The sequence below is a fragment of the Amycolatopsis sp. WAC 04169 genome, assembly GCF_003947535.1.
GTDB classification, from domain to species: domain Bacteria; phylum Actinomycetota; class Actinomycetes; order Mycobacteriales; family Pseudonocardiaceae; genus Amycolatopsis; species Amycolatopsis keratiniphila.
Window position 1 is genome coordinate 257,508 of record NZ_QHJI01000005.1, and the last position, 19,292, is coordinate 276,799.

20 protein-coding genes are annotated in these 19,292 nt (G+C 69.9%); 9 read left to right on the forward strand and 11 right to left on the reverse strand.

The features are described from left to right. The first annotated feature begins 5 nt into the window (after positions 1-5). Both DMC61_RS13950 and DMC61_RS13955 read left to right on the forward strand, forming a co-directional pair. Positions 6-581, forward strand: a complete 576-nt coding sequence (locus DMC61_RS13950; RefSeq protein ID WP_016336791.1) for an isochorismatase family protein — start codon at positions 6-8, stop codon at positions 579-581. Continuing rightward, complete coding sequence (locus tag DMC61_RS13955; protein ID WP_125689637.1) at positions 578-1,231, forward strand: bifunctional 4-hydroxy-2-oxoglutarate aldolase/2-dehydro-3-deoxy-phosphogluconate aldolase; 654 nt, start codon at positions 578-580, stop codon at positions 1,229-1,231. Before DMC61_RS13950 ends, DMC61_RS13955 begins: the two co-directional genes overlap by 4 nt. A gap of 70 nt (positions 1,232-1,301) precedes the next feature. Here the strand turns inward: DMC61_RS13955 and DMC61_RS13960 are convergent, their stop codons facing one another. Further along, positions 1,302-1,967 carry a choice-of-anchor P family protein gene (locus DMC61_RS13960; RefSeq protein WP_125689638.1) on the reverse strand — a complete coding sequence of 222 codons (666 nt, stop codon included), beginning with the start codon at positions 1,965-1,967 and terminating at the stop codon, positions 1,302-1,304. Between the two features lie 143 nt (positions 1,968-2,110). Between DMC61_RS13960 and DMC61_RS13965 the strand changes: the two genes are divergently transcribed. The 3 genes from DMC61_RS13965 to DMC61_RS13975 all read left to right on the forward strand — a co-directional run bounded on the left by DMC61_RS13965 (position 2,111) and on the right by DMC61_RS13975 (position 5,295). Next, positions 2,111-2,701, forward strand: a complete 591-nt coding sequence (locus DMC61_RS13965; RefSeq protein ID WP_016336794.1) for a biotin transporter BioY — start codon at positions 2,111-2,113, stop codon at positions 2,699-2,701. Between the two features lie 125 nt (positions 2,702-2,826). Next, the gene (locus DMC61_RS13970; RefSeq protein ID WP_125689639.1) at positions 2,827-4,884 is read left to right on the forward strand and encodes an ATP-dependent DNA helicase; all 2,058 of its coding nucleotides are present in this window, start codon (positions 2,827-2,829) and stop codon (positions 4,882-4,884) included. A 57-nt stretch (positions 4,885-4,941) separates the two neighbouring features. Next, positions 4,942-5,295 (forward strand): hypothetical protein, encoded by a 354-nt coding sequence (locus tag DMC61_RS13975; protein WP_016336796.1) that lies wholly within the window; start codon positions 4,942-4,944, stop codon positions 5,293-5,295. A gap of 72 nt (positions 5,296-5,367) precedes the next feature. On the opposite strand, the gene DMC61_RS13980 is transcribed toward DMC61_RS13975, so the two are convergent. The 5 genes from DMC61_RS13980 to ctaD all read right to left on the reverse strand — a co-directional run bounded on the left by DMC61_RS13980 (position 5,368) and on the right by ctaD (position 11,402). Further along, positions 5,368-5,772, reverse strand: a complete 405-nt coding sequence (locus DMC61_RS13980; protein ID WP_125689640.1) for an OsmC family protein — start codon at positions 5,770-5,772, stop codon at positions 5,368-5,370. An 11-nt stretch (positions 5,773-5,783) separates the two neighbouring features. Further along, positions 5,784-7,535, reverse strand: a complete 1,752-nt coding sequence (locus tag DMC61_RS13985) for a serine/threonine-protein kinase (protein WP_125689641.1) — start codon at positions 7,533-7,535, stop codon at positions 5,784-5,786. 16 nt (positions 7,536-7,551) lie between these two features. Continuing rightward, positions 7,552-8,310: a peptidyl-tRNA hydrolase gene (locus DMC61_RS13990; protein ID WP_125689642.1), complete on the reverse strand. Its 759-nt coding sequence runs from the start codon at positions 8,308-8,310 to the stop codon at positions 7,552-7,554. Next, positions 8,307-9,536 carry a phosphoserine phosphatase SerB gene (serB, locus tag DMC61_RS13995; protein WP_125689643.1) on the reverse strand — a complete coding sequence of 410 codons (1,230 nt, stop codon included), beginning with the start codon at positions 9,534-9,536 and terminating at the stop codon, positions 8,307-8,309. Before serB ends, DMC61_RS13990 begins: the two co-directional genes overlap by 4 nt. Before the next feature lie 87 nt (positions 9,537-9,623). After that, positions 9,624-11,402 carry a cytochrome c oxidase subunit I gene (gene ctaD, locus DMC61_RS14000; RefSeq protein WP_016336801.1) on the reverse strand — a complete coding sequence of 593 codons (1,779 nt, stop codon included), beginning with the start codon at positions 11,400-11,402 and terminating at the stop codon, positions 9,624-9,626. A 135-nt stretch (positions 11,403-11,537) separates the two neighbouring features. Here ctaD and DMC61_RS14005 point away from each other — a divergent pair, with 135 nt between their 5' ends. Next, positions 11,538-12,377: a phosphotransferase gene (locus DMC61_RS14005; RefSeq protein ID WP_125689644.1), complete on the forward strand. Its 840-nt coding sequence runs from the start codon at positions 11,538-11,540 to the stop codon at positions 12,375-12,377. A 46-nt stretch (positions 12,378-12,423) separates the two neighbouring features. Here DMC61_RS14005 and DMC61_RS14010 read toward each other — a convergent pair whose 3' ends face one another. Together DMC61_RS14010 and DMC61_RS14015 are read right to left on the reverse strand one after the other, a co-directional pair. Next, positions 12,424-13,632, reverse strand: a complete 1,209-nt coding sequence (locus DMC61_RS14010; RefSeq protein ID WP_125689645.1) for a glycosyltransferase — start codon at positions 13,630-13,632, stop codon at positions 12,424-12,426. 114 nt (positions 13,633-13,746) lie between these two features. Further along, positions 13,747-14,484: an alpha/beta fold hydrolase gene (locus tag DMC61_RS14015; RefSeq protein ID WP_016336804.1), complete on the reverse strand. Its 738-nt coding sequence runs from the start codon at positions 14,482-14,484 to the stop codon at positions 13,747-13,749. On the opposite strand from DMC61_RS14015, the gene DMC61_RS14020 reads away from it, so the two are divergent. After that, positions 14,483-15,025 carry a GNAT family N-acetyltransferase gene (locus DMC61_RS14020; protein WP_199749983.1) on the forward strand — a complete coding sequence of 181 codons (543 nt, stop codon included), beginning with the start codon at positions 14,483-14,485 and terminating at the stop codon, positions 15,023-15,025. The genes DMC61_RS14015 and DMC61_RS14020 overlap by 2 nt on opposite strands. Before the next feature lie 3 nt (positions 15,026-15,028). Here the strand turns inward: DMC61_RS14020 and DMC61_RS14025 are convergent, their stop codons facing one another. Next, positions 15,029-15,316 carry a hypothetical protein gene (locus tag DMC61_RS14025; RefSeq protein ID WP_125689647.1) on the reverse strand — a complete coding sequence of 96 codons (288 nt, stop codon included), beginning with the start codon at positions 15,314-15,316 and terminating at the stop codon, positions 15,029-15,031. 252 nt (positions 15,317-15,568) lie between these two features. After that, positions 15,569-16,321 (reverse strand): helix-turn-helix transcriptional regulator, encoded by a 753-nt coding sequence (locus tag DMC61_RS14030; protein ID WP_233594800.1) that lies wholly within the window; start codon positions 16,319-16,321, stop codon positions 15,569-15,571. 51 nt (positions 16,322-16,372) lie between these two features. Between DMC61_RS14030 and DMC61_RS14035 the strand changes: the two genes are divergently transcribed. After that, entirely contained in the window at positions 16,373-16,936 is a 564-nt protein-coding gene (locus DMC61_RS14035; protein ID WP_125689949.1) for a class I SAM-dependent methyltransferase, read from the forward strand. A gap of 77 nt (positions 16,937-17,013) precedes the next feature. Beyond that, positions 17,014-18,138, forward strand: a complete 1,125-nt coding sequence (locus tag DMC61_RS14040; protein ID WP_125689648.1) for a serine hydrolase — start codon at positions 17,014-17,016, stop codon at positions 18,136-18,138. Here the strand turns inward: DMC61_RS14040 and DMC61_RS14045 are convergent. Continuing rightward, positions 18,135-19,259 (reverse strand): alkaline phosphatase family protein, encoded by a 1,125-nt coding sequence (locus tag DMC61_RS14045; RefSeq protein WP_125689649.1) that lies wholly within the window; start codon positions 19,257-19,259, stop codon positions 18,135-18,137. The genes DMC61_RS14040 and DMC61_RS14045 overlap by 4 nt on opposite strands. Positions 19,260-19,292: the final 33 nt, after the last annotated feature.

Sequence of the window (19,292 nt, forward strand, 5' to 3'; positions counted from 1 at the left end):
AACACATGGGGACCGCCTTGATCGTGGTCGATGTGCAGAACGACTTCTGCGAAGGCGGGTCGCTCGGCCTGCCCGGTGGCGCCGCCGCCGCCGAAGCGATCTCCAAGCAGGCCGCGGAGGGTGGCTACGCGCACGTCGTCGCCACTCGCGACTACCACATCGACCCGGGCGACCACTTCAGCGAGACGCCGGACTTCAAGGACAGCTGGCCGCGGCACTGCGTCGCGGGCACCTCCGGCGCGTCGTTCCACCCCGCGCTCGACGTGGTCCCGATCAGCGAGGTCTTCTCCAAGGGCGAGTACACCGCCGCGTACTCCGGCTTCGAGGGCAACGCCCGCGACGGCAAGACGCTCGACGCGTGGCTGAAGGAGCACGACGTCACCGAGGTCGACGTCGTCGGTATCGCGACCGACTTCTGCGTCCGCGCGACGGCGCTCGACGCGGCGAAGGCGGGCTTCACCGTGCGCGTGCTGCTCGACCTCACGGTCGGCGGTTCGCAGCCGACGGTCGACGCCGCGCTCAAGGACTTCGACGAGGCGGGCGTGACCTACACCGGGAAGGCGCCGGTCCCCGCCGCATGATCCAGCACGACCTCCAGGACACCTTGATCGAAAACCGGCTCGTCGCGATCCTGCGGGCCGCGGACGCGAGCCGGTTCGCCGACGCCGCGACGGTGCTGCACGCGGCGGGCGTGCGGGTGCTCGAAGCGGCGTTGACCACGCCGGGCGCCACGGACGCCATCTCGACCATCCGGAAGAAGCTCGGCGACGACGCGTACGTCGGCGCCGGGAGCGTGCGCGAGGTGTCCGATGTGGACAAAGCGGCGGACGCCGGTGCGACGTTCCTGGTCACGCCGACGGTGAACCCGCTGGTCATGGAGCGCGCGCACGAACGCGGGCTGCCGGTGATCTGCGGCGCGCTGACCCCGACCGAGATCGACCAGGCATGGCGTCTCGGCGCCGCGGCGGTGAAGGTGTTCCCGATCGCGGCCGTCGGCGGCATCGCCTACCTGCGGGCGATCCGGGCGCCGATGCCGGACATCCCGCTCGTCCCCACGGGCGGCGTGCACCTGGCCGACGTCGCGAAGTACCTCGAGGCCGGCTCGATCGCCGTCGCGGCCGCCACGCCGCTGGTCGGCGACGCGCTCACCTCCAGTGGCTCGCTGACCGACCTCGCGACCCGTGCGGGCGAGTTCGTCGCCGCGGCCGCGAAGTACGTCTCGCGCACCTGACGCATTTCGTCCTCTGGATGCGGTACTTGCGTGTGCAAGGACCGCATTCAGAGGACGAAACGCGGGAGAGTCAGGGCTTCTTCTTGCCGTACGGGTCGCAGCGCGCGGTCCCGAGGTAGATGTCGCCCTTCGCCGGTCCGCCGCCTTGGGGGAACAGCTTGATGTGCAGCATGTGCGTCACGAGGCTGCCGTCGGGCGGCGTCGGCGTGACGGTCTCGTTGACCGTGAGCGACGCCAGCGCCGTCCCGCCCTTGCCGCCGGCGATGGTCAGCCGGTAGTTCTGCGGGATGTTCTCCGGCAGCGTGAACCCGCTGACGTCGCCGAACTCGATGTAGCCGAGGCTGCCGTCCTGGGTGGTGCTGCATTTGGCCATGAACGTGCGGACCTTGATCACCGGGCCGCCGAACCGCTTGAGCAGGGTGGTCTCGAAGCGCCGCCCGGCCGCCTCGCCGATCGCCACCGCGCCGTTCCGGCCGCAGCGCGACTCACCGCCGCCGAACCGGGCGAAGTCGCCGGTCGACCCGCCCTGGGTCTTCGCGTTCAAGGGACCGTCGACGTCGCACGGCGCCAGCTCGCCGGTGACCACGTGTTCGCCGTCGATCTCCACGTCGAGCGAACCGACCGACGCGGCCGCCGTGGCGGGCGCGGGCTCGGCCGACGCGATCGCCGGTCCCCCCGTCACCAGCGCCCCGGTCAGCATCGTCACCGACAACAGCCTCGAAACGGGTTTCCTCATGTCCGGAAGCCTCCACCAACCGCCTGCCCCGTGCAGGGTCGTGCCACCCGGTCGAGTGGATCGTGAGGTGCCCGACATTCGGTCCGCGGCCCGCCATCTGACGTTAACCTCGGTTCACATTCGTGTACTCATAGGAGGTCTGAGTGTCTTCGCTGTCCGTGACCGGCACCCGCCCGGTTCTCGCCGACCTCGTTCCCGGCGCCCTGGTCCGTGACGCGGTCCTGGTCGCCGGTGGTGCCGCCCTGACCGGTGCGGCCGCGCAGATCCTGATCCCGGTGCCCGGCTCGCCGGTGCCGATGACCGGCCAGACGTTCGCCGCCCTGCTGGTCGGCGCCGCGCTCGGCTGGAAGCGCGGCGCGCTGTCGATGGCGCTGTACCTCGCCGTCGGCGCGGCCGGGTTCGGCTGGTTCCAGAACGGTTCTTCGGGCCTGTTCGGCGCCAGCGCCGGCTACATCGTCGGCTTCGTGCTCGCGGGCGCCCTGGTGGGCGCGCTCGCCGGCCGCGGCGGTGACCGCACGCCGCTGCGCACGGCGGGGACGATGGTGCTGGGCAACCTCGCCATCTACTCGGTCGGCGTGCCGTGGCTGATGGCGTCGACCGGCTTCGGCCTGTCGACCGCGCTCGAGAAGGGCGTCGTGCCGTTCCTGATCGGGGACGCGCTGAAGATCGCCGTCGCCGCGGCGCTGCTTCCGGGCACCTGGGCGCTCGTCTCGCGCTTCCGCAAGGAGTCGTGACCGGCCCTTTCACCGCCCCACGAGCTGCCATGAACGGTCCGTTCCTTGCAAATTTGGCAAGGAACGGACCGTTCATTGCACGGGGCGGACGATCTTGACGGTGCCCCCGGCTATCGTCTTGTCCCGTGCCCTCCCGTGCTGATTTCCCCGGTGTCCTCGAACTCCTGACCCACGCGGTCGAGTCCGTGGGCGGTGCCGAGCGCGAGGGCCAGGTCAAGATGGCGGACGCCGTCGGCCGCGCCATCCGCACCGGCGAGCATCTGGCCGTCCAGGCGGGCACGGGCACCGGGAAGTCGTTGGCTTACCTCGTCCCCGCGATCCGGCACGCGGTCGAGAAGGAGGCCACTGTCGTGGTCTCCACGGCCACCATCGCGTTGCAGCGCCAGCTCGTCGACCGGGATCTCCCCCGGTTGGCGAAGGCGCTCAAGAAGCCCCTCGGCCGCGAGCCCACCTTCGCGATCCTCAAGGGCCGCCGTAACTACCTCTGCCTCCACCGGCTCGATTCCGGCGCCCCGGACGAGCCGGAGGACCAGCAGCTGTTCGACCCGTTCGCCGTCTCCCGGCTCGGCAAGGAGGTCACCCGGCTGCGGGAATGGTCGTCCGACACCGAAACCGGCGATCGCGACGAGCTGGTCCCCGGCGTCTCGGACCAGGCGTGGCGCCAGGTGTCCGTCACCGCCAAGGAATGCCTGGGCGCGTCTCGCTGTCCCATCGGCACGGACTGCTTCGCCGAGCGGTCCCGCGCCGAGGCCGGCAAGGCCGACCTCGTGATCACCAACCACGCGCTGCTGGCGATCGACGCGCTGCAGGGCTATCAAGTGCTCCCCGAGCACGATCTGGTGATCATCGACGAGGCGCACGACCTGGTGGACCGCGTGACCTCCGTGGCGACCGGCGAGCTGACCAGCGGCATGGTCTCCGCCGCCGCCCGGCGCTGCGGGAAACTGGTCGACGACGAGGTCGCCGATCAGCTGCTGGAGGCGAGCGACGGGCTGGCCCTGATCCTCGACGACCTGCCCTCGGGCCGCATGGACTCGCTGCCGCAGGCCCTCACGGGCGCCATCCCCGCGGTCCGCGACGCCGCGCACCGCTGCCTCACCTCGCTCGGCAAGGACCGCAAGGAGGACGTCGACGAGGCCACTGCACGCAAACTCGCGCGGTCGCTGCTCGAAGAGGTCCACGACACCGCGGTCCGGCTGCTCGAGGCCTTCGACGACGACAAGGCGCATCAGCGTGACGTCGTCTGGCTGACCGGGGACCGCTTCTCCACGAACCCGCGCCCGCCCGCGCTGAAGGTCGCTCCGCTGGGTGTCGCCGGTTTGCTGCGGGAGCGGGTCTTCAACCAGCACACGACCGTCCTCACCTCGGCGACGCTGACCTTGGGCGGCACGTTCGACACCATGGCCCGGCAGTGGGGTCTCCCGCCCGGCGGGGCCAGGGTCGAGAAGGCGCCGGGCGCGGCGACGGACAAGGCCGCCCCCGCGGACAGTGACGACGCCGACGGCCCGAAGTGGACCGGCCTCGACGTCGGTTCGCCGTTCGACCACAAACGCAACGGCATCCTCTACCTGGCCAAACACCTGCCACCGCCGGGAAGGGACGGGTTGCAGCCCTCGACCATGGACGAGCTGGCCGAGCTGATCGAGGCCGCTGGCGGGCGCACGCTCGGCCTGTTCTCCTCGATGCGCGCGGCGAAGCAGGCGACCGAGGAGATGCGGGAGCGGCTCGACCTGCCGATCCTCTGCCAGGGCGACGACGCCACCGGCCTGCTGGTGCAGAAGTTCTCCGAGGACGCGCGCACCTGCCTGTTCGGCACGCTGTCGCTGTGGCAGGGCGTCGACGTGCCCGGGCCGTCGCTCCAGCTCGTCGTGGTCGACAGGATCCCGTTCCCCCGCCCGGACGATCCGGTCTCGTCGGCCCGGCAGCGGGCCGTGGAGGCCAGGGGCGGCAACGGGTTCCTCACCGTCGCGGCCACGCATGCCGCGCTGTTGCTCGCGCAGGGCACCGGACGCCTGCACCGTTCGGTCACCGATCGCGGGGTCGTGGCGATCCTGGATTCGCGGCTGGCCACCGCCCGCTACGGCGGTTTCCTGCGTGCCTCGCTGCCGCCGTTCTGGCCGACCATGGACCCGAAAGTCGCCCGCGACGCGCTGCGCCGCCTCGACGCGGCCGCCCCGGCCTGAGTGGCCTGGAACACGGCCGAGTACCGTTAACGGAACGCCGAAGACAGGGAGAACCGGTTGTCCCAGGAGTCGCCCAACGCACAATCCCGGACCGTCAGCGTCGATGACACCGGAGTGCGGCGCCAGCTCGCGGACGGCAGCGAAGAAGCCGTCACGTGGTCCGAGCTGTCCGCGGTGGTGGTCAGAGTGATCCCTGAAGGCCCGTGGAAGGAAGACGTCTTCTTCATGCTCGCCGGCGCCGACGGGAAGGGCACCGCGATCCCCAGCGGTGACCCGGCCGCCGACGCGCTGATCGAGCGGTTGCAGACGCTGCCCGGCTTCGACAACGAGAAGTTCATCGAGGCCATGACCACCGACGCCGACGAGGCGTACGTGGTCTGGAGCGCCGAAGGCCACGCCGCCAAACACTGAGCCGAGTGCTATGAAAGGTCCTTTCCTTGCAAATTTTGCAAGGAAAGGACCTTTCATAGCATCCGGAGGCGGCTACTCGACGGGGAAGCTTTCCGTGACCGGAATGCCCTTCTTCAGCGTCCGGCTCACCGTGCACAACCGCTCGATGGCGCGATCCACCGCCCCCGCGAGCGCCTCTCGATCCTCAGCGGACAGCGAAGACACATCGACGTCGAAAGCCACATGGACCGCGTCGAGCTCCGAAGCGTCTTCGCGCCGATCCGCGGTCACACCGACCCGGAACTTCGAGTCCTCACCGATCCGGCGCGTGATGAGGTTCTCGGCGGTGACGGCCGAACAGCCCGCCGCCGCGATCTGCAGCAGTTCGGCGGGTGAGAAGGCGCCCTCGGCGCCCTTGCGGCCGATCACGACCTCGGCACCGCGTTCGTTGCGGCCGATGAAGCGATGCTCACCGTCGCGCTGGACTTCCAAAGACACGGTCTTCCCTTTCAGAGTGGCGGCAGCCTGGGGGCGATCTCGCCGGCGAGCCGTTCCGCGGCCGGGCACATCTCCTGCGGCGGCTTGACCTTGCTCGCGACGTAGATCTCCACCGTCTCGATCATGGCACGACCGTCGCCGGTGAAGCCCCGGTGCGGGATCTCCGCCTGACAAGCCTTCCATTCGGTAGACACCTCGACGAACGCTTCCCGCGATCCGAGAGCGACGCGTCTGCCGTCGTCCTCGAACGGCGCCCGTTCCCGTTCGAACCGGATCGTCACCGCGGTCTCGCGATGGTTCCAGTAGCACTCCCAGTTGCCGAAGACCGGATCCGGCGTCGCCGGGCCGCCGATGATCGCCTGCGGCAGGTTCCCGCCCAGCGCGCAGGCGTCGAGGGTCCCGAGCGAACCCGCGGGGAACGGGGCCGGACGACGTTCGAGCGGTCCGCGGTTCAGCACCCCGGCGGCGTGCGAGGCGACCGCGTCGGCGTAGTCGCACAGGTGTGCGTGCCAGTTTTGGACATGCCGCGAGTGCACCCAGATCTGGTTGCCGTCCGGCAACTCGATGGCCCGTTGGCACTTCTCTTCAGTGTCGCTCGGCCATTCACGCACGCGCAGCTGCCCGGGCGGGGGCTTCTCCAGCATCGGCGACCCCGGGATGGTCAGTTCGAGCCGGACGTCGACGACGTCCTGTTCGTCCGGGGTCAGTCTCACCAGGACACCGCAGGCGTTGAAGTTGCCGCCGGCGGTGTCGAGCCGCGGAGTCCCGAGGTGGTTCAGCGCGGACGGATCCACCAGCGCGCAGGGGTCGGCGGTGCGCGGATCGCCGACCGAGTTCATGGGGGTGGGGCCCGCCGCGATCGACGCGGATTCCCTCGTGGCGTAGAGCAGGCCACCGGTCAGCATCAACACCGCCGCGACGGCCGCGATCGCGACGGCACGCCTGTTCACCCGGAACCTTCGCGTCCGTACGGGAACGCTGACGTCCGCGACGTCGGACAGCAGTTCGGCGGCGCGGACGGCGTCCGGCCGCCCGCCGGGTTTGCGCCGCAACAGTTCCGTCAGCGCGGGCGCCAGCGGCCCCGCCCGCCGAAGCGGCTCCAAGGTGTACGCCGTCGCCCGCCGGAGCTGCACGAACGGTCCCACGCTCGCGTCTCCCCACACCGACGTGCCTTCGACCGCGGCGAACAGGGTCGCGCCGAGCGAGAAGACGTCCGCCGCGGCACCGGCCTGCCGTCCTTCGGCCATCTCGGGCGCGACGTAGCCGGGGGTGCCGACGTCGAGGCCGCCACCGGTGCGGGTGACCTCCGCCCATTGCGCGATGCCCAGGTCGGTGAGTTTGGCGGTGCCGTCGTCGGCCACCAGGACGTTGCCCGGTTTGAGGTCGCGGTGGACCATGCCCTTCTCGTGCATCGCCGCGAGCGCCGCGGCGAGCTGGACGCCGATCTTGGCCACCTTGCCGGGCGGCAGCGGTCCGTCCGAGTCGATGACGTCGGCGAGGCTGCGCGAGGGCAGGTACTCCATCACGAGCCAGCGATCGTCACCGTCGATCACGGCGTCGAAGACGGTGACCACGTTCGGATGATGCAGACCCGCGCCGATCCGCGCCTCGCGCCGGATCTGACCGCTGTCCCCGGCCTGTGAACGCTTGAGAGCGACGACCCGCCCGAGGTCCAGATCGGTGGCACGCCAGACCACACCCATACCCCCGGCGCCGATCCGCTCCTCCAAGCGGTAGCGCCCGGCGATCAACCGATCACCCATGCGGGGAGTATAGGAGCTAAGCCCTTTGGGCTATGACCGTGACGGTCCCGGGATCGACTTCGGTGAACCCGGCGTCCCGGACCGCGACGACACCGTCACGGCGCCACGAACCTTCGGGGTCCTCGACCGGGCAAAGCGCCTTCCAGGTCGCGACCGGCGGAGTCCGCACCGAGCACCGGAAACCCGTCGCCGCCCAAGCGGCCAGTTCGGCTTCGTCGAGCAGTGAGGCCAGGATCATCGTCGCGTGCCCGACCTGGGCCGCGCCCTTGCCGACGGTCATCGTGACCTCGGGGTTCAGCAGCAACCGCGGGAGACCGTCGGGCGCGGGTCCCGGCTCGTCGGCGGGGAGTTCGCTCCCGGAGATCTGCAGCCGCGAGACCTCTTTCGGGGCCTCCACGACCCTGCCGGGCAGCAACGCCCGCGCCTCGGCGCCGTCGACCTCGATCGTGATACCCGGCAGCTCTTGGACCGCCTGCCAATGCGCGCCGCGCGCCCGCCGGGCGACCTTGCGGATCCGGCCGTCGACCCACGCCTTGAGCGGCTCGTGCCATTCGCCTTCGGGCTGGGCGCGTTCGTCGAGACAGACCGCGACCGCGGCCGCCGCGGCGGCCTCCAGCAACGCGGTCCGCGACGGCGGTTCGGCCCGTTCCATCCGCAGGATCACCGGCATGGCGCGGACCTCGGCGGGATCCTCGTCCGAGGTGTCCACCGTGCTTTCCGCGGGGAGGCCGAGCCAATGGGCGTAACGCGCGGCCAGCGGCTCCAGCACGCTCATGGCCGGGAAAGCTCGAGACCGTCGGCCGCGTCGGCCGCCTCGATCTCGGCCCTGGTGACCCCGAGCAGGAACAGCACGGCGTCGAGGTACGGATGCGAAAGCGCGGTGTCGGCGACCTCGCGCAGCGCGGGCTTGGCGTTGAAGGCGACACCCATCCCGGCGACCGACAGCATGTCGATGTCGTTCGCCCCGTCACCGACCGCGACGCACTGTTCCAGCGAGATCTCGTACTCCTCGGCGAAGCGGCGCAGTGCCGTCGCCTTGCCCGCCCGGTCGACGATGTCCCCGACAACCCGGCCGGTGAGCTTGCCGTCGACGACTTCGAGCTCGTTCGCGGCGGCGAAATCGAGGCCGAGGTCGTCCACGAGGGACTTGATGATCTTGGTGAACCCGCCGGAGACGACCCCGCAGCGGAAGCCCATCCGCTTCAGTGTGCGGATGGTCGTGCGCGCGCCCGGGGTCAGCTCGATGGACGCGGCGACCTCGTCCAGCACCGTCTCCGGCAGCCCTTCCAGCAGCGCGACGCGGCGCTCCAGCGACTCGCCGAAGTTCAGCTCGCCGCGCATCGCGGCCTCGGTGATCTCGCGGACCTGCGGTTCGACCCCGGCGTGCGCACCGAGCATCTCGATGACCTCGCCCTGGATGAGCGTGGAATCGACGTCGAAGACGACCAGGCGCTTGGCGCGGCGGGCGAGCCCGGCCCGCTCGACCGAGATGTCGATCCCGGCCTCGACGGCGGCGTCCGCGAGCGCGGTGCGCAGCGCGGCGTCGGCCTCCGGGGTGTCCTGGGCGAGCGAGGCGTACAGCTCCAGCCCGGTCACCGGGTAGTCGGCGACGCTGCGGATCGAGTCGATGTTGACGTCCAGCGCGGCGAGCCGGCGCGCGACGTCGGAGAAGGCCCGCGCGGTCACCGGGCGGCCGAGCATCAGCAGGACATGCGTGGAATCCTTCTGGCCGATGGCGAACGGGTCGGCGCCGATGGCCGAGCCGATCTTCACGTCGACCTGCATCCCGACCGACGCCATCGCCTGCTCGACGTACTCCTGCAGGCCCTCGGGGTCGCGGTAGACCCCGGCGAGCACGCCGAGCACCAGCTGGCCGCGGATCACGACCTGCTCGACGTCCAGGACGTCCACGTCGTGGCGCGACAGCACGGCGAACAGCACCGAGGACACACCCGGCTTGTCGGGTCCGGTGGTGGTGATGAGAACTGGTGTCTGCGTCACGGGGTCAGTCTCCCTCAGCACGCCACGAAAAAGGCGCGTGCCTTGCCCCTGTGTGAGGCAAGGCACGCGCCATTTCCGCTTATCGGGTCACTTCTCGCTGGAGTTGTCCTCGGAGTGATCACCCGGCATGGCCGCCTCGGTGAGCACCTGGGACGGCGCCCGGTGGGTGTTGACCTTCTGCTTCCCGAAGAAGCCGATCTCACCCTCCTTGTGGATGCGCTCCATCATGTGCGGGTAGTGCAGCTCGAACGCCGGACGCTCGGACCGGATCCGCGGCAGCTCGGTGAAGTTGTGCCGCGGCGGCGGGCAGGACGTCGCCCATTCGAGCGAGTTGCCGTAGCCCCACGGGTCGTCCACCGTGACGATCTCGCCGTACCGGTAGCTCTTGAAGACGTTCCAGATGAACGGCAGCGTCGAGGCACCGAGGATGTACGCGCCGATCGTGGAGATCGTGTTCAGCGTCGTGAACCCGTCGGACTGCAGGTAGTCCGCGTACCGGCGAGGCATGCCTTCGGCGCCGAGCCAGTGCTGCACCAGGAACGTGGCGTGGAAGCCGATGAACGTGGTCCAGAAGTGCCACTTGCCGAGCTTCTCGTCCATCATGCGGCCGGTGATCTTCGGGAACCAGAAGTAGATCCCGGCGAACGTGGCGAACACGATCGTGCCATAGAGCACGTAGTGGAAGTGCGCGACGACGAAGTAGCTGTCGGACACGTGGAAGTCGATCGCCGGCGCGGCCAGCATGATGCCGGTCAGACCGCCGAAGAGGAACGTGACGATGAAGCCCATCGAGAAGATCATCGGCGTCTCGAAGGACAGCTGGCCCTTCCACATCGTGCCGATCCAGTTGAAGAACTTCACGCCGGTCGGGACCGCGATCAAGAAGGTCATGAAGGAGAAGAACGGCAGCAGCACGGCGCCGGTCGCGTACATGTGGTGCGCCCACACGGCCACCGACAGCGCGGCGATCGCCAGCGTCGCCCAGACCAGGCCCTTGTAGCCGAAGATCGGCTTGCGGCTGAAGACCGGGAAGATCTCCGACACGATCCCGAAGAACGGTAGCGCGACGATGTAGACCTCTGGATGGCCGAAGAACCAGAACAGGTGTTGCCAGAGGATCACGCCGCCGTTGGCCGGGTCGAACACGTGCGCCCCGAGATGCCGGTCCGCCAGCAGGCCCATCAGGGCCGCGGTCAGGATCGGGAACGCCAGCAGGATCAGGATGCTGGTGACCAGGATGTTCCAGGTGAAGATCGGCATCCGGTACATCGTCATACCGGGGGCGCGCAGGCAGACCACCGTGGTGATCATGTTGACGCCACCGAGGATGGTGCCGAGACCGGACACGACCAGACCGGAGATCCACAGGTCGGCGCCGACGCCGGGCGAGTGGATGGCGTCCGACAGCGGGGTGTAGGCGAACCAGCCGAAGTCGGCGGCGCCACCCGGGGTCAGGAAGCCGGACATCACGATCAGGCCGCCGAACAGGTACAGCCAGTACGAGAACGCGTTCAGCCGGGGGAACGCGACGTCGGGCGAACCGATCTGCAGCGGCAGGATGAAGTTCGCGAAGCCGAAGAGGATCGGCGTCGCGTACAGCAGCAGCATGATCGTGCCGTGCATGGTGAACAGCTGGTTGTACTGCTCCTGCGAGAGGAACTGCTGCCCGGGACGCGCCAGCTCGGAGCGGATCAGCATCGCCATCGCGCCGCCCACCATGAAGAAGGCGAACGACGTGACCAGGTACATGATGCCGATTTGCTTGTGGTCCGTCGTGCGGAACAACCGCAGCAGGTACGAACCCTTAACCGACTCGCGCGCGGGATACGGGCGCGTGGCGATCGGCTTGGGGGCTACGGCCGTCACTCCTGCCTCCAACACTCAAACCTTGTGGTGGTCAATTTGCGGTCGCCGGGCGGGCTCGGGACCCAATCCGGCGGCTAGTGGGGATCGTAGCCCTCACTACCGACAGTCGCGCGCACCGGCTGGCAAGATCGGGCCGTGACCGACGAACACACACGCGCGGGCGTGGCCGCGGCGGTCGCCGTCGGTGCCCGGTACGGGTTGCCGACCGGCCGTCCCGAGGTCCTGCATTTCAAGTCGAACGTGCTGGTGAGACTGGGTCCGGTGGTGGCACGGGTGCCGGGCACGACACGGCTCGCCCGGTCCTCGCCCGAGGACTGGCTCGCGCGCGACGTCGAGCTGTCGAGGTACCTCACGGAACGTGGTGTGCTCGTCGTCTCACCGACCACGGATCCCCCGGCAGGACCGCATTTCGCCGACGGACTCCCGGTCACTCTCTGGCACTACACGCCGCACGAGCCGGGGCACACGCTGTCGCCGCGCGAGGTGGCGCTTTCCCTCGCCCGAGTGCACGACGCGCTCGCGGACTACCCCGGTGAACTGCCCGGACTCGGGCCGGTCCGCGAACTCCGGACGGTGCTCGACCGGCACGGCGCCCTCCTGGGCGAGGCGGCACCCCGGCTGTACGACGAACTCGAACGGGTCGCGGCGGCGCTTCCGGACTTCGAGCCGCGACCGTTGCACGGAGACGCCCATCGGGGGAACGTCGTCGCGACCGCGGCCGGGCCGTGCTGGCTCGACTTCGAGGACACCTGGCGCGGGCCGCTCGGCTGGGACCTCGGCGTGCTCTACGCGGAGGCCGGGCGCGCGACCTTGGACGCGTACCCGGCGGACGTGGCGCCTTCTTCGCTGGAGCCGTTCATCGCGTTGCGGCGGTTGTTCGAGGTGCCGTGGCGGTTCGTGATCGCGCAGCGGTTCCCGGAGCGGCTCCCTGAGGCCGAAGCCGCCCTGGAGCGCTACTTCTCCTCCCGCGTTTAGTCCTCTGAATGCGGTCGTTGCACGCGCAAGCACCGCATCGAGAGGACTAAATGCCGGAAAGCAGGAGCTGAGCCGCCAAATCGACGCCGTCCGTCCGCACCTCACCGCCGACCTGCCCGGCCCGCGAGGCGACTTCGGGGCGAAGCACCTCGCCCAGGGCGAGCGTCAGCGCTTCGGCGGAGGGTTCCCCCGTGATCGACGTCCCCACCCCGAGTTCCCGGACCCGCTGCGCGAAGTAGGGCTGGTCGAACATCTGCGGCACCAGCACCTGCGGCACCCCGGCCCGGGTCGCCGCCGTGGTCGTGCCGGCACCGCCGTGATGCACGACGGCCGCGACCCGGGGGAACAGCGCCTGCTGGTTGACGTCCCCGATCGCGATGCAGTCGGGTTCGTCGTCGATCAGCGACAGCCCGGTCCAGCCGCGGAACACGATCGCCCGCCGACCATGCGCCCTCGCCGCCTCGATCATCGCCTTCGCGATCTCCTCAGGAGCCCGGATGCTCCCGAATCCGAAGTAGACCGGCGGTTCCCCGTCGTCGAGGAACGCCTCCAGTTCCGGCGACAGCGGGCTGTGGTCCGGCAGGAGCCAGGCACCGGTCTGGTGGACGTCCAGCGCCGACGGGCCCCGCCACGGCGCCAGCACCGGATCGGCGGCCAGCCACGGGCGCTCGGTGAAGATGTGCCCGCGCACGTCGTCGACCGGTGGCAGGCCCAGCAGTTTCCGCTGCGCGTCGAGCACGTCGCCCCATTGCGCGTTCCACCGTTCCGCGTCGTCCGCCCACAAGGCCGGGATGTCGGCGTCGGGATTCTTCGGCGCCCATCCCGGGAAAACGGGCGGACGATGGTGCAGCGAAGGCAGCGTTATCGGGCAGTAAGCGGTGAAGAAATAAGGAATCCCTTTTCGCTCGGCCACCGAATGGGCGGCGATGTTCAAGGCCATTCCCGCGACGACGGCGTCGCAGCCCTCGGCCACGTCCGGCATCGTCTCGAACTGGTTCACCACCATGGCCTCGGCCATCGCGCGCCGCCCTTCCGGCGTGGCCATCGCCTTGGTCATCGCGGAATCCGGTTTCGCCGTCGACCGCAGTTCCGGCCCCAACGGCGCGAAGGAGATCCCGAGACCTTCGGCCCACGCACGGAAATCCGGCGGCGCGCAAAGCCGGACCTCCTGGCCGAGTTCCCGCAATCGCACCGCCAGCGCCACCAGCGGCTGCACCTCGCCCCTCGTCCCGATAGTGGACAGGAGTACACGCATGGGAATCCCCCTCCGGCAAAAAACGTGAAGGCACGAATTGTGGACCGGGAATGGGGGCTTGCCGCAAGCCCCGGGGTCGGCTATACCTTTAAAGGGGCGAGGGGAACCCTTTTCTTACGCGGGATACCAGCCCAAGATCGCTTCGACGACGCCGGCCGGATCCTCCAGCGGCGTCAGATGTCCCGCCTCCGGCAGCACCACCAATGTCGCGTCCGGCAGCGTTTCCACCAGAGTGTTCGCCGCTTCCAACGGGGTCAGGCCGTCCTCTTCGCCGACCACGACCAGCGCCGGAACATCCGCCGAGCGCAGCGTTTCGAGCGAATCGGGCCGGGCCGCCATCGCGCGCGCCGCCCACGCGATCCCGGACGGCGGCTGCGTCGTGATCAGTTCGCGAAGCCGTTCGGCCACTTCCGGACGTGCCTTCTCGGCCAGCAGTCCGGGCGTGACGGCCTCGGGCATCCAGCCGGCGCCTTCCGCTTCGACCCGGGCCGCGACGTCGTGCCGGGCCTGCGCGGCCTCGGGGGTGTCGGCGGTCGCCTTCGTGTCGATGAACACGAGCCCGCCCACGCGTTCCGGCGCGAGACGCAGCACCGCCATCGTCAGGTAGCCGCCCATCGAGCAGCCGCCGAGGACGACCTTGTCGAGTTCCAGCCGGTCGAGCAGCGCGACCACGTCGCGGGCGGCGTCGTCCAGGTCCGGCTCCCGGTCGGTTTCCGGCAGCGGGCTACGGCCGAGACCGCGCTGGTCGGGGGTGATCAGCCGCAGACGTTCCGAGAGCGGCGCGCGGACCGCGTCCCACATGCGGGCGTCGACGGGGAAGGCGTGCAGCAATACCAGCGGGAGATCCTTCATGGCGATAATTCTGTCGCACCCCGGCGCTACCGTCAGAACCGTGCTGACAGAGATCAAGACGGAGAGGCTGCTGCTGCGGAGGCTGCGCGAGGCGGATCGCGAGAACATCGTCGCGCTGCAGGCGGATCCGGAGACGAACAAGTTCAACGTCGTGCCGCACACCGTCGAGGGTGCGCGGGAGCTGTACGACGCCTGGATGAAGCAGTGGGCCGAGCACGGATTCGGCTATCTCACGGTGTCCGCTTTGGACGAACCCGAGGTGATCGTCGGGTTCGGCGGCGTCCGGTATCACGAATGGAACGGCGAGCGCGTGCTGAACCTCGCGTATCGCTTCTGGCCGTTCGCCTGGGGCAAGGGCTACGCGACGGAGATGGCGGCCGCCGTCGTCGAGTGGGCCGAGCGGGAGATCCCCGACGTCCCGGTGATCGCCAACATCATGGCGTCCAACAAACCGTCCATCCGGGTCGCCGAGCGGCTCGGTTTCACGGTCCACACGGAGGAGGAGTACGAGGGAGAACCTTCGCTGCACCTGCGGCGCTGAAGCTCACCAGCGGCCGGGACGGCGCCGGGATCGCGCGCTCCAGCACGCCTTGTGCCAGTGGCGGCGGTCGGCGACCCCGCCGGTGTCGTCGGCGGGCCAGGCGACCACATGCGGGGTCCCTTGCCGGATCTCGTGGTCGCAACCGGGACAGCGGTAGTCCTTGGTGGCCTGCGCGCCGGGCACGGTACGCACCAGCCACTCGCCGTCGGAGGCGGATTCGGAGCGCGCCCAGCCGGTCGACGCGCCGAGGTCGGGGCGTCCACCGCGTTCGGGCCGGTTACGTCGTGGCACGCCCGAGACGGTATACGGCGGGCCCGGTCAACTGCCGACGTAGGCGCGCGGCGTCACACGAGATCCGCCTTCAGTCACGCGTGTTACGCCTTCAATCACACGAGATCCGCCTTCCATCACGAGTGTCGTCCGTCTGATCACGCATGACGTCCGCCGGATCACCCGTGTCGTCCGCCGGATCACCCGTGTTGGAAGGCCGATCATGCGTGATTGAAGCCGGATCATGCGTGATCGGAGGCGGAACACGCGAGATCAGCCGCCGAAGTAGGCACCCGGCGTCACACCGACCGCGCGGCGGAAGGCGGCGACGAAAGCGCTCGGCGAGGAGTAGCCGATCCGGCGGGAGACCGCGGTCAACGGCATGCCCTCGGCCAGCATCGGCAGGGACGCGCGCAGGCGCGCCTGAACCCGCCACGCGCCGAAGGTCGTGCGGCACTCGGTGAGGAACAGCCGCGCGAGGGTGCGTTCGCTCGCGCCCGCGTGCTGGACGAAATCGGCGAGGGCGCGGCGGTCCGAAGGATCGGCGATCACCGCCCTCGCGACGGCCAGCGCACGCTCGTCGGACGGCATCGGCACGGTGATCGGCACGACGTCCACCGGTTCGAGCAGGTCGAACGCGACCGCCTCGGCCCGGCGGCGTGCGTCGTCGCCGAGGTCGGCCGCGCCGAGATGCTCCAGCAGTTCGCGCAGCAGCGGGCGGACGGCGACGAGCGTCGGCTCGGGCCAGCGCACCGGACATCGGTCCCGGGCGGCGTAGATCCCCCGCAGCACGGTTTGCGCGGTGGCACCGGTCCGGTGGACGACCCCGGCCGGGATCCAGAGCGCCCGCGTCGGCGGCAGCACCCAGTACCGCTCGCCGACGTTCACGCTCAGGATCCCCCGCGCCGCCCAGGCGAGCTGGTGGCCGTCGTGTTCGTGCCACGGGAGCCAGGTGCCCGCCGGCAGGTCCATCTCGCCGAGCACCATCGCCGTGGACATCGGCGGCAGGAGTCCGATATTCGACATCGATTGGCAGCCTATCGCCTACCGGTCACCATTAGCTTCGGATTCATGCCGATGAACCTGGTGCACCGCAAACTCTGCAGTTCCGCGCTGTGGGCGAAGGCCGTCGCCGCCGAGATGCCGGGCAACGTCGCCGGCTTCGACCTCGGCGACTCCGTCCTGGAGATCGGACCCGGCTTCGGGGCGACCACGCGCGCGCTCGTCGGGCTCGTCCCCCGGCTCACCGCCGTCGAGATCGACGAGGCGTCGGCGGACCTCCTCAAGCGCGAGTTCGACGGCCGGGTACGGATCGTGCAGGGCGACGGAGCGGCGATGCCCTTCGAGGACGGCGAGTTCTCCGCGGTCGTCTGCTTCACGATGCTGCACCACGTGCCGACGACGTCCTTGCAGGACTCGATCTTCGCCGAGGCGTTCCGCGTGCTCCGCCCCGGCGGTGTCCTGCGTGCGATCGACAGCCTGGCGAACGTGCCGTTCCGGCTCCTCCACCTCGGCGACACGATGAACGCGCTCGACCCGGTCTCGCTCTGGCCCCGGCTCACCGACGCCGGATTCACCGACATCAAGGTCGACCACGTGCCCAAGCGTTCCGTGAAGTTCTCCGCAAGGAAGCCCGCCTGACCGGCTAGGGGTTCGATCACGAAAAGCCCGGGTCTTAGGGGCTGTCCGGACCCCTGGGGCGTCCTAGCGTCGGGGCAATGAATCGTCTGTCTCGCGGTATCGCGGCGATCGTCGCCGGCACTTTGTTGTTCTCCGGAACACTCGCCACCGGTCAGGCCGTCGCCGCCCCCACCAGGGAAGGCCTGCAAAAGGCGCTGGACGACGCCGTCGCCGCCGGTGCGCCCGGCGCGTACGCAGCGGTGCTCGACCAGGACGGCGGCTGGTACGGCCGGAGCGGCGTCGGCGACGTCACGACGGGCGGCGCGCCGGACCCCCGCGGCCGTTTCCGCGCGGGCAGCATCACCAAGAGCGTCGTCGCCACCGCCGTCCTGCAACTGGCCGGTGAGGGCAAGGTCGGCCTCGACGACCGCGTCCAGGACCGCCTTCCCGGGCTGCTGCCGTACACCGAGCCGATCACCGTTCGCCAGTTGCTGCAGCACACCAGCGGGATCCCGGCGACCGACCGGTGGAACAGCCTCCCGGAGATCGACACGACCCGCTGGCAGCACCAGTCACCGGACGAGACCATCCGGAAGGGGACCGAGGGCAAGCCGCTGGCCTTCCCGCCCGGCCAGGGCATGGTGTACTCCAACACCAATTACGCCGTGCTCGGGAAACTCGTCGAAAAGCTCACCGGTGACGAGCTGAATTCCGTGCTGCAGCGACGGGTTCTCGACAAGGCGGGCATGCGGGACAGCTCCCTCCCGTACCGCTATCCCTACGTCCACCACGCGGCCGCCCGTGGCTATGAACGGCTGTACGGTCCCGACGCACCGCTGACCGACGTCACCGACTACGAGATGTCGCGGTTCTGGGGTTCCGGGAACCTGATCTCCACCGCCGACGATCTGAACCGGTTCTATGGCGCTCTGTTCACCGGACGGCTCTTCCCCGCCGCGCAGCTCGCCGAGATGCGCAAGACCGTCCCGAGCGGCGTTCCCGGAGTGGACTCGGGCCTCGGCGTCATGCGGCTCCGGCTCCCGCAGGGATGCGCCGCGCCGGAGGCTTGGGGCTTCAACGGTTCGGTGCCCGGTTACAACACCTGGAGCATGCGGACTTCCGACGGCACCAGGCAGATCACGGTCGGCGTCACCACGAACCTGACCTCCGAAACCGCGCGCTCGGCCGTGTTGCGCGCGATGTTCGCCGAGTTCTGCGGCTAGCCGCGCGCGAGGACCAACGGGACGAGTTGCTCGGCCGGGGTGAGCGAGCCGTGCTGGCCGACCAGGGAGGACTCGACGGCCTCCGCCAGCTCCCGCACGAGCCCGAAACGCCCCTTCGCCGCCGCGACCACGTCGCCGATACGCGGACGGACCCGATCGGAGACCGGCCCGAACCAGCCCGCCTCGACGGCCTCGTCGCGCGGGAGGATCCACGCCCGGTCTCCGATCACCTCGCGCCACGCCGCCAGGACGTCGGCCTCCGCGCCCGCTTCGCTGTAGACGTGCCGCGCCCGGACCTCGCCCCCGATCGCCCGGACGCCGCCGAGCAGCGCGGGTGTCTCGTCGATGTCGAGCGCACCCTCGACGGTCACCATGCCGTGGTCGGCCACGACGGCGAGGAGCGCGCCCGGCGGCAGACCGTCCACAAGGGACTCGACCAGCCGGTCGACCTGCCGCAGCTGCATCCGCCACGGCGCCGAACCCGGGCCGTAGATATGGCCCATCATGTCGAGTTCGCTGTGATAGCCCCAGCAGAACGCGGGCCGCGCTTCGAGGCAGTGCAGGACGCAGGCGGCGAGGTCGCCGAGCGCGTGGACACCCACGTAGCGCGCGCCGGACTGCGTCGCCCGGGTGAGCGCGGTGTCGGCGAACTTCGCCGAAGACACCACGCTGGTCGTGATCCCGGCGGCGGCCGCGCGTTCGAACGTCGTCGGCAGCGGCTGTACCTCGCGCGGCGGCAAGGCCCCGCGGAGATCGCCGCCGTCCACGTGGCTGCTCCAGCGCAGCGCGTTCAGGACGCCGGTGCCCGGCACCTCGAAGCTGTACCCGACCAGGCCGTGCTCCCCCGACTCCAGCCCCGTGCCGATCGCGCCGAGACCGGCCGCCGTCGTCGCCGGGAAACCGACCCGCAGCGGCGACTTCGCCAGCTGGGTGAGCACGGGGGCGTCGGCGGCGTACTCGGCCAGCAGTTCCCAGCCGAGACCGTCGATGAGCAGGACACAGGCGCTCGACGCCTCCGCCAGGCTCAGCGAATTGGCGAACTCCTCGGCGCCGAGGGCGGAAAGCACGGACGGGACGACTTGGCCGAGATGCGGCACATGCGCCGCGACAGGCAGTTCCACCCGGCCAGCTTGCCATCCCGGAGCCGGGTCGGA